The 15,068-nt window shown below is 40.9% G+C and carries 18 protein-coding genes; 12 read left to right on the top strand and 6 right to left on the bottom strand.

Going from position 1 to position 15,068, the window contains the following annotated elements:
• Nucleotides 1–203: 203 nt before the first annotated feature.
• On the top strand, nt 204–338 hold the full coding sequence (locus ACFPZG_RS11300; protein WP_283734492.1) for a hypothetical protein: 135 nt from the start codon (nt 204–206) through the stop codon (nt 336–338).
• Between the two features lie 201 nt (nt 339–539).
• On the opposite strand, the gene ACFPZG_RS11295 is transcribed toward ACFPZG_RS11300, so the two are convergent.
• Nucleotides 540–1,052 carry a gamma carbonic anhydrase gene (locus ACFPZG_RS11295; protein ID WP_283734493.1) on the bottom strand — a complete coding sequence of 171 codons (513 nt, stop codon included), beginning with the start codon at nt 1,050–1,052 and terminating at the stop codon, nt 540–542.
• An 81-nt stretch (nt 1,053–1,133) separates the two neighbouring features.
• On the opposite strand from ACFPZG_RS11295, the gene ACFPZG_RS11290 reads away from it, so the two are divergent.
• From ACFPZG_RS11290 to nhaC, 8 genes are all read left to right on the top strand, one after another.
• Nucleotides 1,134–1,922, top strand: a complete 789-nt coding sequence (locus ACFPZG_RS11290) for an alpha/beta fold hydrolase (RefSeq protein WP_283734494.1) — start codon at nt 1,134–1,136, stop codon at nt 1,920–1,922.
• A gap of 22 nt (nt 1,923–1,944) precedes the next feature.
• The gene (locus tag ACFPZG_RS11285; RefSeq protein WP_283734495.1) at nt 1,945–2,550 is read left to right on the top strand and encodes a histidine phosphatase family protein; all 606 of its coding nucleotides are present in this window, start codon (nt 1,945–1,947) and stop codon (nt 2,548–2,550) included.
• Nucleotides 2,551–2,592: 42 nt separating this feature from the next.
• Nucleotides 2,593–3,120 carry a signal peptidase I gene (lepB, locus tag ACFPZG_RS11280; RefSeq protein ID WP_381427168.1) on the top strand — a complete coding sequence of 176 codons (528 nt, stop codon included), beginning with the start codon at nt 2,593–2,595 and terminating at the stop codon, nt 3,118–3,120.
• 76 nt (nt 3,121–3,196) lie between these two features.
• Nucleotides 3,197–3,376: a hypothetical protein gene (locus tag ACFPZG_RS11275; RefSeq protein WP_283734496.1), complete on the top strand. Its 180-nt coding sequence runs from the start codon at nt 3,197–3,199 to the stop codon at nt 3,374–3,376.
• A gap of 106 nt (nt 3,377–3,482) precedes the next feature.
• Nucleotides 3,483–5,630, top strand: coding sequence for an ATP-dependent helicase (locus ACFPZG_RS11270; protein ID WP_317940229.1), 2,148 nt, complete (start codon nt 3,483–3,485; stop codon nt 5,628–5,630).
• Nucleotides 5,627–6,004: a fluoride efflux transporter FluC gene (locus ACFPZG_RS11265; protein WP_317940228.1), complete on the top strand. Its 378-nt coding sequence runs from the start codon at nt 5,627–5,629 to the stop codon at nt 6,002–6,004. The genes ACFPZG_RS11270 and ACFPZG_RS11265 overlap by 4 nt, the downstream gene beginning before the upstream one ends.
• A complete protein-coding gene (locus ACFPZG_RS11260) occupies nt 6,001–6,363 on the top strand; it encodes a fluoride efflux transporter FluC (protein ID WP_283734498.1) in 363 nt (120 codons plus the stop codon). The genes ACFPZG_RS11265 and ACFPZG_RS11260 overlap by 4 nt, the downstream gene beginning before the upstream one ends.
• A gap of 324 nt (nt 6,364–6,687) precedes the next feature.
• Nucleotides 6,688–8,067 carry a Na+/H+ antiporter NhaC gene (gene nhaC, locus ACFPZG_RS11255; RefSeq protein WP_317940227.1) on the top strand — a complete coding sequence of 460 codons (1,380 nt, stop codon included), beginning with the start codon at nt 6,688–6,690 and terminating at the stop codon, nt 8,065–8,067.
• Between the two features lie 276 nt (nt 8,068–8,343).
• On the opposite strand, the gene ACFPZG_RS11250 is transcribed toward nhaC, so the two are convergent.
• Nucleotides 8,344–8,619, bottom strand: coding sequence for a hypothetical protein (locus ACFPZG_RS11250; protein ID WP_381427162.1), 276 nt, complete (start codon nt 8,617–8,619; stop codon nt 8,344–8,346).
• A 113-nt stretch (nt 8,620–8,732) separates the two neighbouring features.
• On the opposite strand from ACFPZG_RS11250, the gene ACFPZG_RS11245 reads away from it, so the two are divergent.
• Nucleotides 8,733–9,833: an amidase domain-containing protein gene (locus ACFPZG_RS11245; RefSeq protein WP_317940226.1), complete on the top strand. Its 1,101-nt coding sequence runs from the start codon at nt 8,733–8,735 to the stop codon at nt 9,831–9,833.
• 90 nt (nt 9,834–9,923) lie between these two features.
• The gene (locus ACFPZG_RS11240; RefSeq protein WP_317940225.1) at nt 9,924–11,459 is read left to right on the top strand and encodes an oligosaccharide flippase family protein; all 1,536 of its coding nucleotides are present in this window, start codon (nt 9,924–9,926) and stop codon (nt 11,457–11,459) included.
• A gap of 186 nt (nt 11,460–11,645) precedes the next feature.
• Here the strand turns inward: ACFPZG_RS11240 and ACFPZG_RS11235 are convergent, their stop codons facing one another.
• Nucleotides 11,646–11,807: a hypothetical protein gene (locus tag ACFPZG_RS11235; RefSeq protein ID WP_283734504.1), complete on the bottom strand. Its 162-nt coding sequence runs from the start codon at nt 11,805–11,807 to the stop codon at nt 11,646–11,648.
• A gap of 25 nt (nt 11,808–11,832) precedes the next feature.
• Nucleotides 11,833–11,988, bottom strand: coding sequence for a hypothetical protein (locus ACFPZG_RS11230; protein ID WP_381427157.1), 156 nt, complete (start codon nt 11,986–11,988; stop codon nt 11,833–11,835).
• A gap of 182 nt (nt 11,989–12,170) precedes the next feature.
• Between ACFPZG_RS11230 and ACFPZG_RS11225 the strand changes: the two genes are divergently transcribed.
• Nucleotides 12,171–12,875, top strand: coding sequence for an ATP-binding protein (locus tag ACFPZG_RS11225; RefSeq protein ID WP_317940224.1), 705 nt, complete (start codon nt 12,171–12,173; stop codon nt 12,873–12,875).
• A gap of 401 nt (nt 12,876–13,276) precedes the next feature.
• On the opposite strand, the gene ACFPZG_RS11220 is transcribed toward ACFPZG_RS11225, so the two are convergent.
• The gene (locus ACFPZG_RS11220) at nt 13,277–13,810 is read right to left on the bottom strand and encodes an isoprenylcysteine carboxyl methyltransferase family protein (protein WP_283734507.1); all 534 of its coding nucleotides are present in this window, start codon (nt 13,808–13,810) and stop codon (nt 13,277–13,279) included.
• A 10-nt stretch (nt 13,811–13,820) separates the two neighbouring features.
• Nucleotides 13,821–14,900, bottom strand: coding sequence for a type III polyketide synthase (locus tag ACFPZG_RS11215; RefSeq protein ID WP_317940223.1), 1,080 nt, complete (start codon nt 14,898–14,900; stop codon nt 13,821–13,823).
• Nucleotides 14,901–15,068 lie beyond the last annotated feature (168 nt).

Here is a 15,068-nt window from a genome sequence, read left to right as displayed (position 1 = left end):
GAGAACTTTTTAAGTGGAAAGGAGAACTCTGCGACGAAGAACGAGAACTCTTTTAGAGGAAAGGAGAACTAAATGGCGAAGAACGAGAACTCTTTATGTGGAAAGGAGAACTCTACGACGAAGAATGAGAACTCTTTAAGTGGAAAGGAGAACTTGGCTGTGTGTTAAGTGGGCAAGGTCCATTTATTTAGGGTCAGGGTCCATTGTTCCGCTATCAAGGTACATTCTTCCACGGTCAAGGTCCATTCTTCCACAGCCAGGGTCCATTGTTCAGCTACCAAGGTCCATTCTTCCTCTACCAAGGTCCATTCTTCAGGCAGCGTTATAAAAAGGTGTAAGATTAGGGAACTAAACTGAAATTTAAACGTTTAATTAGTAAATAGATTGGTAGGATGGGGGATTTTATATGGGTATAATAAGCTTTTGGTTGTTAGGACTTATCGGTTTATTCACTATTATCATCGTGGCAGGAATCATTGTTTTCATGGCTATCAAAAAATAAAGGTGTTGCGCAAAAAGTGGCAACACCTACACCGTTATTATTTTTGCATACCCTTATAAATAGCACCTTTTTCAACGTAACTTTCAACAATCCGCTTCATATCAGCTCGATCATCATCATTCAATTCACGGACGACTTTCGCCGGGGAACCAAGCGCAAGACAGCCTGGCGGTATTTTCTTGCCGGGAGGTACAAGACTTCCGGCTCCGATGAACGCACCTTCGCCAATTTCAGCACCATCCAAAATGATTGCGCCCATTCCAATCAGCGCACCTTCACGTATGACACAGCTATGAAGAAGGGCTTTATGGCCGACAGTGACATCATCTTCGATCAACAACGTCCTTCCCGGACTTTGGTGTAGGCAACTTAAATCTTGAATGCTGACACGTTCGCCTATTATTGTTGGTGCAACGTCTCCGCGTATGACAGTATTAAACCAGATTGAACTGTTAGCGCCAATCGTCACATCGCCAGTAATTGTCGCATAATCCGCTACATAGACGGATGGATCGATTTTTGGAGTCTTTCCATTGTATGGATAAATCATGAATGTCTCCTCTTTTCTATAAATCGTGTATAATTTATCATATCATGAAACTTTCATTTACATAAAGAGGAGGTGGATTCTATGTGGAAATGGGAGGCAGAAGGACAACCGAAAGCGGTCGTTGTCATTGTCCATAATGCTTATGAGCATCATCTCCGCTACGCGTGGCTTATTCAGAAGCTAAGAACTGGCGGATTTCATGTTGTGACGAGTGATTTGCCGGGTCACGGATCTGAGAATGGCAGAAGACTTCATGACGAGCCGTTTGATTCATATATTAGTCATGTGAAAAAGATGATTGAGATTGGAATGCTCGATAGCTTGCCTGTATTTGTACTTGGGCACGGGCTTGGAGCGTCACTTATCATGCATATTCTGCAGCGTGAAAAGTTGGAATGTGCAGGATTTATCTTCAGTTCGCCATGGCTTTCCATCAAGCATCAGCCGTCAAAGTTTTCGGGTGTGCTTACAAAACTTTCAAGCTCGAAGAAGATAAACCACGATATTACAATAGAATTATTAACGCGTAACTATGAGATGTACATAGAATTTCAAAACGATCGAAATTATAGCTCCAAAGTTGTTGCCTCTTGGTATAAGGAATTGCAAGCGATGATGAAGTCTATCGTTACGCATGAGGAAAGTATTCAGGATATACCGGTTCTTGTTCATACTGGGGGGCAAGACAAAATAACAGAGATTGCAGCTGCGAAAAAATGGATAGTGAATCAGCAACTTTCCGATTTTCAATATAAAGAGTGGAAAAGGCTTTATCATGATCTTTATCAAGAGCCTGAGAGAGAGGAAGTTTATTTGTTTATCGAATCCTTCATGAACAATGTGCTTCGCTCTTTAGGATATATCGTTTGATCAAATAGGGGAGTGGTTAAGTATGACGATTATCGGTTTTGTGAGACATGGTGTAACAGCGTGGAATAAAGAAGGAAGAGCGCAAGGCAGCACGGATGTCCCATTGGATGAAGAAGGAATTGAAATGGCAAAACGTGTGGCAGATCGGTTGGCTAATGAAAAGTGGGATATCATTTACACAAGCCATTTGAAACGTGCAAGTAAAACCGCTGAAATCATTGCTGAAAAGATGCCAAGTGTTGAACTTGTTGAAGATCCTCGTTTACGTGAAGTTAGTGGAGGAATGGTTGAGGGGACGACAGAGGCAGAACGGATCGAGAAGTGGGGAGTGGACTGGAGGCAGCTGGACATGGGGTTTGAAACCCAGGAGGCGATCATATCCCGCGGTTTGGAATCCATTGATGAAATTAGGAGAAAACATTTAGGCAAAAGGGTGTTGGTCGTTAGCCATGGTAGTTTCATTAAACGGATGTTGAACGAATTGATAACAGATCCTGTTTATGAGACGAGCTTGGATAATACTTCATTAACAATTGTCGAGCTGACGGACGACAAAAACGTTTGCCAGCTTTTCAATTGCACGGCCCATTTATCGCTTGAAACCTTTCATAAGAAAAATAGTCTATAATATACTTATACAACAACCAATTGCTTGAATGGGGGCTGTACATTGAATAAAGAAACAACAAATGAAATAATGTCTTGGATTAAATCCATAGCAGTTGCTTGTGTCATCGTATTCGTAGTTCGCCATTTTTTATTTTCACCAGTAATTGTATCCGGACAATCGATGGAACCTACATTTGAATCGGATAATCGCGTAGTCATTTCGAAAATCCATACACTTGATCATTTTGACTTGATTGTTTTCCATGCACCAGGTGTAGAAGAGGATTATATTAAACGAGTAATCGGTTTACCAGGTGATACCGTAGTTATGAAGGATGACAGGCTCTTCATTAACGGAAAAGAGCATAAAGAGGATTATCTGAAAGAGAACAAGAAACAGATTTTCAAAGACGAGAAATTGACGGAGGACTTTGAAGTGACTGTACCTAAAGGGCAGCTTTTCGTCTTGGGTGATAATCGACGCAATAGCACAGACAGTCGGGTGATCGGATGTATCGATCAAGAATCCGTTGTTGGCAAAGTAGGTTTTAGATTCTATCCATTGAATTCAATTGGTTTTCCGAAGTAAGGAATAGCCAATTGCATGATTAACTCTAACTCTTTGGGGTATCTTATGAAGACTACTCAAGGAGGAGTGATCACCATTGTTTAAAAAGAATAAAAACAAAGGGCAAAACAAAGACGATGTCAGGGCCGAGTTAGGCGGGACTGAGTACACCGACGAACAACGACGCACAAACGAAGTTGCCTCCACTGCCTATAAGGGTAGTAAAAATGAAAAAGTGGATATTCAAAACGATCGTCTGGAATCGGGCGGATTTTAGTCAACAACCTCTGCGAAAATGCAGAGGTTCTTTCTTTTTACGGGAACAAATACGCGCACCTATGGTAAATTAAGTACAATGCAAAAAAGAGAAGGAGCACCATGTAATGTCTGATTTTTTTAATCGAAAAATGAAAGAACTACATATTAAATTGAATGATGTCCAAAAATCTGCCGTCCTACAAACAGATGGACCATTACTTTTATTAGCATGCCCTGGATCCGGGAAAACAACGACGATGATCATGCGAATCGGCTATTTGATAGAAGAGAAGAACGTGAATCCGAAACGGATAAAAGCAATCACTTTTAGCCGTGCGGCTGCAAATGACATGACGGAACGATTTAAACGTTTCTTTCCGCATCATGCCCCAGTCGATTTTTCAACAATACATAGTCTGGCATTTAGTATTACAAGAACCTATTTGAATAAAACAGGCACCGGATATGAATTGATCGAAGGCGGTAAAGGGAAACAATCGCCGAACAAATCGATGTTGCTGAAAGCATTATATAAAGAAGTGATTCGCGAAGAAGGCACTGAAGAAGAGTTAAGTTCACTGTCCACATTCATCAGTTTCCTTAAGAATAGGATGATTCCTTTTAACGAGTTGGAAAAAGTGCCTGGACCTTTTGAAAAGGCGGGAAGCATCGCGCTGAAGTACGAGCAATATAAAACGAAAATGATCGGCCATTTACTGCTCGATTTTGACGATATGCTGACGATAGCCGAACAGGCATTGCGTGTAGATGAACAACTTGCGGAGCAGTTTCGTAGTCAATTCGATTATATCCTAACAGATGAAAGCCAGGACACATCTCTTGTTCAGCATCGAATTGTTGAGCATCTCGTCGCCCATCACGGAAATCTTTGCGTCGTGGCGGATGATGATCAATCAATCTATACATGGCGGGGTGCAGATCCAACCTATTTGTTGGATTTCAAGAAAGTATATCCAGATGCCGAATTGCTTAAGATGGAACAGAATTACCGCTCATCGAAAGAAATCGTCGAGACAGCTGCTAAATTCATTAAACGGAATCGGCATCGGTATGTAAAGGAGATGCGTACTGAGAATAAAGAGAACGGACCTATTTTCATTAAACAATTCGAAGATCCAAAACACCTTTTGGAATATGTCACGTATGAATTATTAAATGAGAAAAACTTGAACGAGGTCGCTATTTTATTCAGAAATAATTCATCATCGACAATGTATGTCAACGAGCTTCATAGAAGGGGAATTCCTTTTTATATGAAGGATGCGGATGACAAGTTCTTTACACATTGGGTTGTGGAAGATATATTGAATTTCATGAGACTTAGCTTCAATGTTGAAAGGAAGGACGTCTTCGCAAAAATTGCAATGAAGATGAATTTGTTCATATCTCGGAAGATGCTTGCAGAGTTCGAAAGGAAATCGACTTCAGGGAATGTTTTTGACGCGTTTCAGCATTCTGTCCAACTAAAGGGCAGTCAAGTTGAAAAATTGAAATCCTATAAGGAAGTTTACGATAAAATTCCTAAAATGCGACCTGGACAAGTGATTCGGATGATCCGTTATGAGCTTGAATATGAGGAAGCACTTAGAAGTCGTGCACAGAAATTCGGCTATCGGATCGATAACTTACTTGGCATTCTTGATACACTTGAAGGAATCGCCTCCCAATTGCGGACAATGGTCGAATTTGCAAACCGATTAAAGGAATTGGAGATCGCAGTTCAGCAGGCAAAATTTAACCCTTCAGACAATGCGTTGACATTGTCGACATTCCACAGTGCAAAGGGATTGGAATTTAGACGCGTTTTCATGATTGACCTGGTGAAAGGGATTATTCCATCTGAAGAAGATGAAACAGATCCGTTGTTAATGGAGGAAGCGAGACGATTATTCTATGTTGGAATGACACGCGCGAAGGATCGATTGGAATTGCTATCCTATCAAAAACAGAATGGCAAGACAAAAGAGGATTCAAGATTTGTGAATGAAGTGCGTGGAATTGTCATGAAACCGGAGGAGCGGAAAATGGTAAAACTAAAAAAGGTGGAACCATCCATTCCGATGGATCCGGACGGCATTCATGATCCAAATGAATTGTATAGCGAAATGCATGTAATTCACCGTGTATTTGGCAGGGGAGTTGTTCTTGAAATTGGTGATGCGGAAATTCGCATTCAATTTGGAGAGAATGAGAAGCGCCTCTCGCTTGAGACGGTGTTGTCGAGACGGTTATTAAAAAAGGTGGAGTCATGAGAGCGGCCCTTTTAGTGGGCATTGCGGGAGCGATTGGTGCTGTTTCACGTGTAAGTATAGGTGAAATCTCATTCGGTTTCGGGAATTTCCCCTTTGCAACATTCACAGTAAATATGGTCGGAACGTTTTTCTTGTGTTTTCTTAGTGCAGGCTTCATTCAACGTCTAAGGCTTAACCACGATTTGCAAACTGCCTTAACGACCGGATTTTTAGGTTCCTTCACAACCTTTTCTGCTTTTAGTATGGAGACCGTGAACCTTTTTCAGAATGATGCTATTTTGATAGCACTTATGTACATTGCAAGTAGTATTGTTGGTGGTTTTCTATTTGGCAGTATAGGCATGAAATTGGCCCGGAAGGCGGGGAGAGAATGACGGTCATTGATATACTAATCATTGGGGCGGGTGGTTTTATTGGCGCGGTCATTCGATATCTTCTTTCCGGTAAGTTTAATAAAGAGGGAAGCAGCCTACCTTTTGGAACATTAATTGTGAATATAGCCGGGTCCTTGCTGATTGGTATTGTAGTCGGTTTAGGTGTTCCGAAACTGTGGACTCTATTTCTTGTCTCCGGATTCGCTGGCGCCTTAACTACGTTTTCAACGTTGTTTAAAGAGTTATTGCAGTTATGGTTCGGAAATAGGAAAAGGCAATTCATCGGTTATATCTTACTTACTTATGGTGTTGGGATTTTAGTTGCGTTCGTAGGATTTATTATTGGTAAAGCATTATGATGGCAGATAAATCCTATTGACTTTTCCCCCAGGCATGGTAAGATTCAGAACATAAATAAAAGCAAAGATCAATTTAAAAACAAATAGACGTTGGAAAGTTGGCGCAGTAATTCCGTTGTGGGCAGCAAATAGAGACTGATTGGATAGTGCAAATTCAGGCAGCAGCGGGGATGAAATACACCAACATTTTTTTCCTTTTTAAATGAAGTGGATGGCAGATGACTGTCGTCAAAATAGGGTGGTATCGCGGAGAACTCCTTCGTCCCTTTTTACGGGATGAAAGGGTTTTTTTGTGTTCATTATAGACTCAAGGAGGAAAGCAGTATGATTAAAATCAAAGCAATTCATACACCATCATTTTGGGAATCGGTCGTGCTCATTGTTGGGATTGTTCTCATGATTGGTGTTTGTATTATCTACTTCGATGCTGTTCCTCATTTACCGATTCTTTTTTCGATATTACTATTAATCGGATATGGCCTGCTTAAACGAATACCATACCGGAGACTTGAAAAAGGTTTGGTCGAAGGTGCTGGTGCAGGGATGAGTGCCGTCTTCTTATTTTTCTTCATCGGAATGCTTATAAGTAGTTGGATGATGAGCGGTACAATTCCTTCGTTAATATACGCAGGGTTTCATTTAATAACTCCCACTTTCTTCTTTGCGATTGTTTTCATCGTTTCATCCATTGTGGGCATATCAATCGGAAGTTCTTTGACGACTGTAGCAACAGTCGGAGTTGCGTTTATCGGCATGGCGGATGTGCTTGGGCTTTCATTGCCATTGGCTGCGGGTGCTATCGTGTCAGGTGCGTTTTTCGGTGATAAAATGTCGCCATTGTCCGATACGACTAACCTTGCATCTTCAATAGTTGGTGTCGACCTTTTCGAACATATTCGCAATATGGGGTGGACAACTGTACCGGCATTTATCCTTACGACAATTTTCTTCGGCATTTTATCTCCTAATGTAAATACAGGCGATTTTGATGAAATTGCTGATTTCCAGGAAACACTTTTGGGAACTGGGATGATTCATTGGTATACGGTCATTCCGCTTTTAACCCTATTCGTCTTAACGATCAAAAAGATGCCAGCTCTTCTGACATTGGCAATAAGTTCGACTGTAGCAGTACTTCTATCATTCCTACATCATAATTATGGTTTTGCTGACGTATTGGGGATTTTATTTAAAGGATTTGTATCCTCTACTGGCGTACAGGATGTTGATAAACTGCTGACGGGCGGGGGTATGGAAAGCATGTTGTTCACTGTTTCATTAGTAATACTAGCATTAAGCATGGGAGGATTATTGTTTACATTAGGGATTATCCAAAGTTTCTTAGGAAGAATCGAAGCGCTTTTGAAGAAAGTCTCCTCTGTCATAATATCTTCGGCGGTCACTGCCATTGGAATTAATGTCTTAATTGGTGAGCAGTATTTATCAATTTTATTGACAGGACAAGCATTCCAATCTTCTTATGAGAAAGTTGGTCTTGCCAATAAAAATCTTAGCCGTGTCATGGAAGATGCGGGGACGGTTGTGAATCCGCTTGTACCGTGGAGTGTTTGTGGAATTTTCATTTCTCAAGTGTTGGGTGTTTCTACATTGGAGTATCTACCATTTGTATTCTTTTGTTTGCTATCTCCAATCTTAACGATTATTTTCGGATATATGGGGAAGACGTTGACGCGAATTTCATGAAAGAAGTGATTACGGCCAACGGAATGTACCACCTCTGCCATCTTTTTTACCACCGAATGACTACAAATGTACCAGCAAACGTCACGCGTTTACCACTACATGTGTACAGGGTTTGTTACAATTGTTTTAATAGCCATAAGATTCATTTGTATCAAATTGAACGAGTAACAATAGAAAAATCCCCGAATGATTGAATCAAGGGATTTTCCGAATATATATAAAGCGAATTATAAAACTATGCAAAAAATTGATAAGCATATGCTAATAAGTCTTCCTTTATGCCGATAAAACCTTGTTGTAAATCGAGAGATGTAACATAAATTTGATTACCTTTAATGCGATAAATATGGTTAGGGAGGGTGAGGTTGTTTTCGCATAAAGTAACATACCTGCAACCGTTTCATCCGGCTCTTTTTTCCAATTATTTATATATGTAAATATTTGATAAAGGTTACCGGATTTTTGTTTTGCAGCTCCCCCTTCAAATCGATTTGGTATGCTTGGTAAAAACTTCACCTTTGCTCCGAGTACATTACGATATTTTCGGATCAAATATCGGAAAAACGGCTTGTTTCCATGTTTGATTAGGAAACGGATAATTTATATTGAAGTGAACCATCATAAGGTGGATTGAAAAGTAGGGCACCATTAAGGGGGAGTTTGGCTTGTTCCGCTTGGTTCTATTGTTCGGAATGACTTTATTAGTCGGGTTGATGCCATTGAATGCTTATGAAGCTTTTGCTCAAGAGGATTACGACAAAAGGGAGGTTGATTCTTTCCTGACACAGTTGTTTGTTGATCGTAATGCCTTTCTTGTCAATCGGCTTCCGGAATCCATTAACAAGTATTATATCCATACGGAGAAGGTAAGCCGCTACGCTTATCAAATGGAATTAAGACGTGAAAAGTACATCAATACTTGGGCAGATAAACGTGGCATACGGCTTATAGGAGCAGAACCCACCATTCGTATTACTCGTTTCGAAAAAAATGGGGATGTAGCGCATGTTTCCCTGATACAGATGGCCAAAATATCGTATGACTACAATACAGTTTATCTACCACCCCAATCCTTTGGTGTCGGTACGCGGCATGCTCTTACATTGAAGAAAATAGACGGTAATTGGATGGTATTAAAGGAATGGTATTTGGATCCGCTTGAAGAAAACTCAGAGTTAATAGCGGATTCACCAGTGGGCTTCCCCCATCTTTCTCCCGACAACGAAACTTCGCAGAATAAAGGGCGATATAATCGTGAACGTGCAGTGGCCTATGCCAATAAGTACGCGGGCCTAGCTTGGGGAGCCGGGAATAATAACCGTTACAATTCGAAATATAAGGATTACACACCACTTGGCGGAGACTGTACCAACTTTGTATCCCAAGTTCTTGGCGACGAGGAGGAAGGCGGCGGCTTGCAGAAAACGCGCAATTGGAGAAGTGGAAGTAAAGCATGGGTACAAACGGATGCTTTTGAACATTTCTTGCTCTATTCCGGATATGGACGTTTGATTGCAAAGGGGACATTTACAGAAGTTACTGAATCAAGCGACAAACATCCACATGGAGCAATCTCAAGCTTAAAGCCAGGTGACGTGATCGGCTACACGCTAGATGGAGATACGGACCATTTTTCGGTTGTGGTAGGGCAAGATGCTAACGGCTATCCGTTAGTGAATTCCCATACTGCGGATCGGTATCGTGTACCGTTTGACCTCGGCTGGGATAAAACAACGAAATATATCCTCATTCATATCAATGATTAATCGAAAAAGGTCTTGGTAAAAAGTCTCCGTAGTCTACCCCTGTGATCTTGTTCATATAGTTATTAGGACAAGGTCACTTGGGGTGAAAAGATGAGACTGCCTACCTTTATTAAACAAACAGCGCTGCGTACTGGTGCTATATTTCTCGTTAAAGTCATCGGTCTCGCCGTTCGCATTCCTTTGTTTAGGCTTCTCGGCTCAGAAGGAATGGGAATTTATCAAATTGTTTATTCTGTTTATGGATTCGTACTTACGTTGCTCTCAGGTGGTTTTCCTACATCGTTGGCATTATTGACCGCTAAGGATAAAAAACAGGGTTGGCTTGTTTATAAAAGCCTGGCTGTACCCATTATGTTCCTTGGAACTGTTTCCAGTTTGCTTTGTTTCGCCATAGCGCCTAATATTGCACATTTTCTCGGAGATTACAGCTTGACGTTTCCCATCCGCTGCCTAGCTCCGGCGCTTTTTATTGTTCCACTGCTTCAGCTATACCGAGGATTCTTACAAGGTGTGGAGTTCTACGGATATGTGGCCGTTTCTGAACTAATAGAACAAACGGTTCGTGTTGGAACAATGCTTTTGCTTGTCGTTCTATGGCTGAAACAAGGCACTTATGCTGCCGCAGGGGGTGCCGTTTTCGGTGCATTTACAGGTGCCTGTATCGCATTATTGTTTCTTTGGTTGCTGAAATATAATAAAAGATTGAAGCTGATACCTGCCACCAATAACGGAACATATAATAAATCCGCCCGGTGGCTGATCCTTGGACCTGGAATTTTTTTGTTTTTCAAATCATCCTTTGCTATTACATTAACGCGTATCGTTATGCCTGCGTCCGATTTTCTTGATGCGTTAATCATTCCTAGCCGTCTGCAAGTTTCTGGCCTAAGTCAATCAGAGGCTATTGCCATTTTCGGAGAAGTATTCGGAATCGCGACAACTATCGTGTATCTACCTACTATTGTTACCGCGGCAATATCATATACGATGGCTGCTAAGTTAACGACCAATTGGCAAAACGGGAAAAAAAGTAGGTTTGTTGAGCGTTCCAGTCTGTCCTTAGAAATCGGGTGGTTTTGGGGAATCAGTTCCATGTTAATCCTTTTTTTTCATGCGGATGATTTATCTATGCTAATTGTGGGTAGTCAAGAGGCAACCGAAGCAATACGCTACATGTCTTTTGCTCCTCTTATTGCCGGCATGCGGGAGCTAACGACAACGATCCTTTGGGCGGCTGATCAAAAAAAGGCTCCCCTAGTCGGTTTACTAGTGGGCCTTATTTGTTCTGCAATCGCCGCTTATTATTTAACTGCAATACCGGGATTCGGTTATGCAGGTGTTGCGATTAGCGTTTTTATCTTGGAAATAACATCCCTCCTCTGGAATGCGCTCATTATACAAAAAAGATGCAAAGGCGCGTTTCCTGTAATGACGTTATTGGCATATTTAATTTTTCTTGCGTCAATAGGCTTTCTTAACGTTCCGTTCGAAAACTTTCTGTTGTATATCGGTATAGAATCAGGAACCATGCAATCGCTCGGCAGCATGCTATTTTTTATAGGATGCATTGCCTTATTCTTGCTGCTACAATTTTGGGGAAGGGGAAGCTTTAGAAGGTATCGCTAACTAAATGGAAATTATATGAACCAACGTTCACCTCAGACCTCCTTACACTCTTTTTATTAAGATGATAGGTACGTAGCACATAGCAAAATCCGAGATATAATGGGCATCTTTGGAAAGAATGATCTAATCGAAGGAGGAGAATCTCATCCTTACGCATACGGTTTCAAAGTCGAAGCAGCGCTTGCTTCATTCACTGCTCAAGCTTGTAATTGGAGGAATGCTTGTCGGTGTGCTGTTGTTCAGTCTATTCGTCAGTGCCAACGTAAAAGCTTTTAATTGTTCCAGAGCAAGATCCTTTAATTGAGCCAAATTTTGTAAGGTTTCTTTTGCATATAAATCTGTTGACATATCAAAAACCCCTTTCAATTTTTTGTTAGTTGTTTCCGCTAACACCCGCACCTGAATAAGCTAAGATAGGGCCAACGCCACCAGCTAATTTAATTGCCCAAATCGCCATACCACCAAAAACAATATAAACAAGCGGAGAAAGGGTAAATTTACCTAACAATACAAACCTTCGTAATCTCATCTATATTAAAATTTAAATATCTAGTTTTCTTTAATGGTGTTATTCCATGAAGAAAGACGCTTTCCTTATTTCAGAAAAGCGCCCTTTAATTGAATAACTAACATTTAGCATTAGTCCTAAAATCACTTAATGCTTCTTCAAGTAACGCACCCATTACTTAAAGTAGAATTTAATTAAGTGGAATGGCAGAAGCTTACCAGGAACAGGCAAGAAACAAAGATTTCCAGAAGATGAGTTTTGAAGACCGCTTTTCACTTCTAGTCGATCTGGAACATTCTCGACGTAAAAGCAATAAGCTTCAACGCTTGATCAAAACAGCAACTTTTTTAAACCCAAGTGATAGTATTGAAGACATAGAATATCACGAAGATCGAAAACTAGATAAAGACTTGATCTTGAAGCTCGCAAGCGGTGCCTATATTCTCGACAGTCACAATATCATATTGAAGGGACCCACTGGGTCCGGCAAGTCATATTTGGCCAGTGCATTCGGCATATCTGCCTGCCGTCAATTTCACACTGTTAAATACATCCGTCTACCGGAGTTACTTGATGAATTGACACTTGCGAAATTAGCCGCGGATGGGAGCTATCGCGAATTGATTAAGAAATATACGAATGTCGATCTTCTTATCTTAGATGAATGGCTACTGACCGATTTAACGACAGATGAGGCCGCAATCCTACTTGAAATCACTGAAGCACGCCATAAGGCAGCTTCAACTATCTTCTGTTCACAGATAGACCCTAGCGGATGGCATTTGAAATTGGGGAATGAAACGATTGCGGAGGCAATATTAGACCGTATTATCCATGACTCCTATCAGATTCTCATAGATGGAGATGTTTCCATGCGAGAGCGCCATGGGTTGGGCGTAGAAGGTTGATATGGTTGTATTAACAAAAAAGGATCTTCGAAAAATGGAGGAAAACTATTACTGGTCTGGTTACAAAAGTTGGTACCCCTTCCCGAAAGAACTTAAGAAGAAACTCTTGGAGGTCTATGGAGAAGAACCTTTCCCTTACAGCTATTCTGGGCAGGATATATAAGAAGGCAGCAGAAAAATAATTATGGATTACTTCGAGAACAGAATAAATACTGATTAAAAATCAAAGCCCCTACAGTTTAGTACAGTGCTATTCTGTAGGGGGTTTTTGATTCATTGGTAAACACCTTGGCACTCTGTGGTAAATTTCTTGGCGTTGTGTGGTAAAAAAGATGTCACGAGTAAGATCGGGTGGCCGTAATCAAAGAAGAACACCAAGGAGAGGCTTCCTTGGTGTTTTGTCATTTATTCAACAGAAATTCTTTCGTATAATTTGTGGCTTCCTTCAACGCCTTCTCCTCAGTTGGAATTCGTACTGTCATCATCCAACAATTGAGGAGGGTGAATAAAACGGCTGTGAAAAATGCATTGAAAAGCAAGGGCAAGACGAGTAATTCCGTTGCAACGATTATATAATTTGGATGACGGATCCATTTATATGGACCTTTCCGAACTACCTGAGCATTAGGGAGGACTATGATTTTTGTATTCCAAAACTTGCCCAATGATGAAAGGCACCATATCCGTAAAAGTTGGGTTACAAGGAAAATAGCTAACAAGAATGGCCAAATCAGTGATAGTTCACGATTGAAAAAAAGAACTTCGGTTAGCAAGGAAATGAAAAAAAGAATATGCAACCCAACCATAAATGGATAGTGAGTTGCACCTGCTTCAAAAGCTCCTTGGCTCTTCATCCATTTTTCATTTCGTCTTGCGATGAACAATTCAATTAGACGTTGCAGGATCACAATTGAGATGACAATACCAAATAACATTTAGCTCACCTCAATCCCATTTCAACAACAGCAATTCCCCACAAAATCCTGGACCTAAGGCCGCCATTAAACCGTATTCACCAGGCTCAGGGGAAGATTCCATGAATTGCTTAAGGACGTAGAGGATAGTCGGTGAAGACATATTGCCATGATTCCGTAGCACTTCTCTTGAAATAGCCGTTTTAGACGAATCGAACCGTAAAGCTGCTTCATATGCCATCAACACTTTTTTTCCTCCCGGATGCGCGATGAAATGTGTAATATCGTCTTTAGTTAAATTATTTGAGGCTAAGAACTCATGGACGAAAGGTCCGAGCCAATTCGTGATGATCGCTGGAATACTTTTTGAGAAGACAACATATAGCCCATTGTTTTTAATATCCCAGCCCATAACATCTTCTGATGCAGGCATTAATTTTGACGTAGTACCAATGATGGCAGGGACCGTTCTGTTCACTGTAATTTCGGATTGATCGCCTGTAATTAAAGCGCAAGCAACACCATCCGAAAAGAGGGAAACACCGACAAGATTGCTTTTCGAATAATCGTCTTTTTGGAACGTCAAACTGCAAAATTCGACTGACAGCACTAATACATTAGATTTCGGAAATGCTTTGCAATATTCAAATGCCCGGCTGACTCCTGCTGCTCCGCCCGCGCATCCAAGTCCCCATATCGGTATACGCCTTGTATCATCACGAAAAGGAATCAGATTCATGATGCGTGCATCTATGCTGGGCGTTGAAATACCTGTACTTGAAATGAAGAAAATTGCATCAATTTCAGAAGGATCAACGGGTTTTTCCAAGGTTCTTGGATTTTGTAGGCAAGCCTTTACAGCATCAACCCCCAAATTCACGGCATGGTGAATATATAATTCATTCCGCTCTTCAAAATCATGGGCTTGACCATACCACTCAATGGGCATGCATACATCACGTTTTTCGATATCACCATTTTGGAAGACTTTCAAAAGCCTTTCGATATCTTTGAATCTTTGACTGAATAGAGAGCGGGTAAGTTCGACAGCTTGCTCCTGTTTAACCTCGTGAGGAGGCAGAACAGTACTGACGGAAACAATTTTTGGCATGGATAGACCTCCGTTTAGTTATCATTCTCAAACCTTTACAGAAAAATGTTAAACGTATGCATGTCCTTATGGAGAAATTGGGTAAACTTTTGGGCGCTGGATTAAATATAGGTATTAATGTAGTTTATGAATGAGTTGAAGGGATTATGAAAGCCCGGCAAATTAGCG

This window comes from Sporosarcina thermotolerans (assembly GCF_042658975.1).
Lineage (GTDB): Bacteria > Bacillota > Bacilli > Bacillales_A > Planococcaceae > Sporosarcina > Sporosarcina thermotolerans.
The sequence above is the reverse complement of the archived record's forward strand: the minus strand, read 5'-3'. Positions and strand labels throughout refer to the sequence as shown.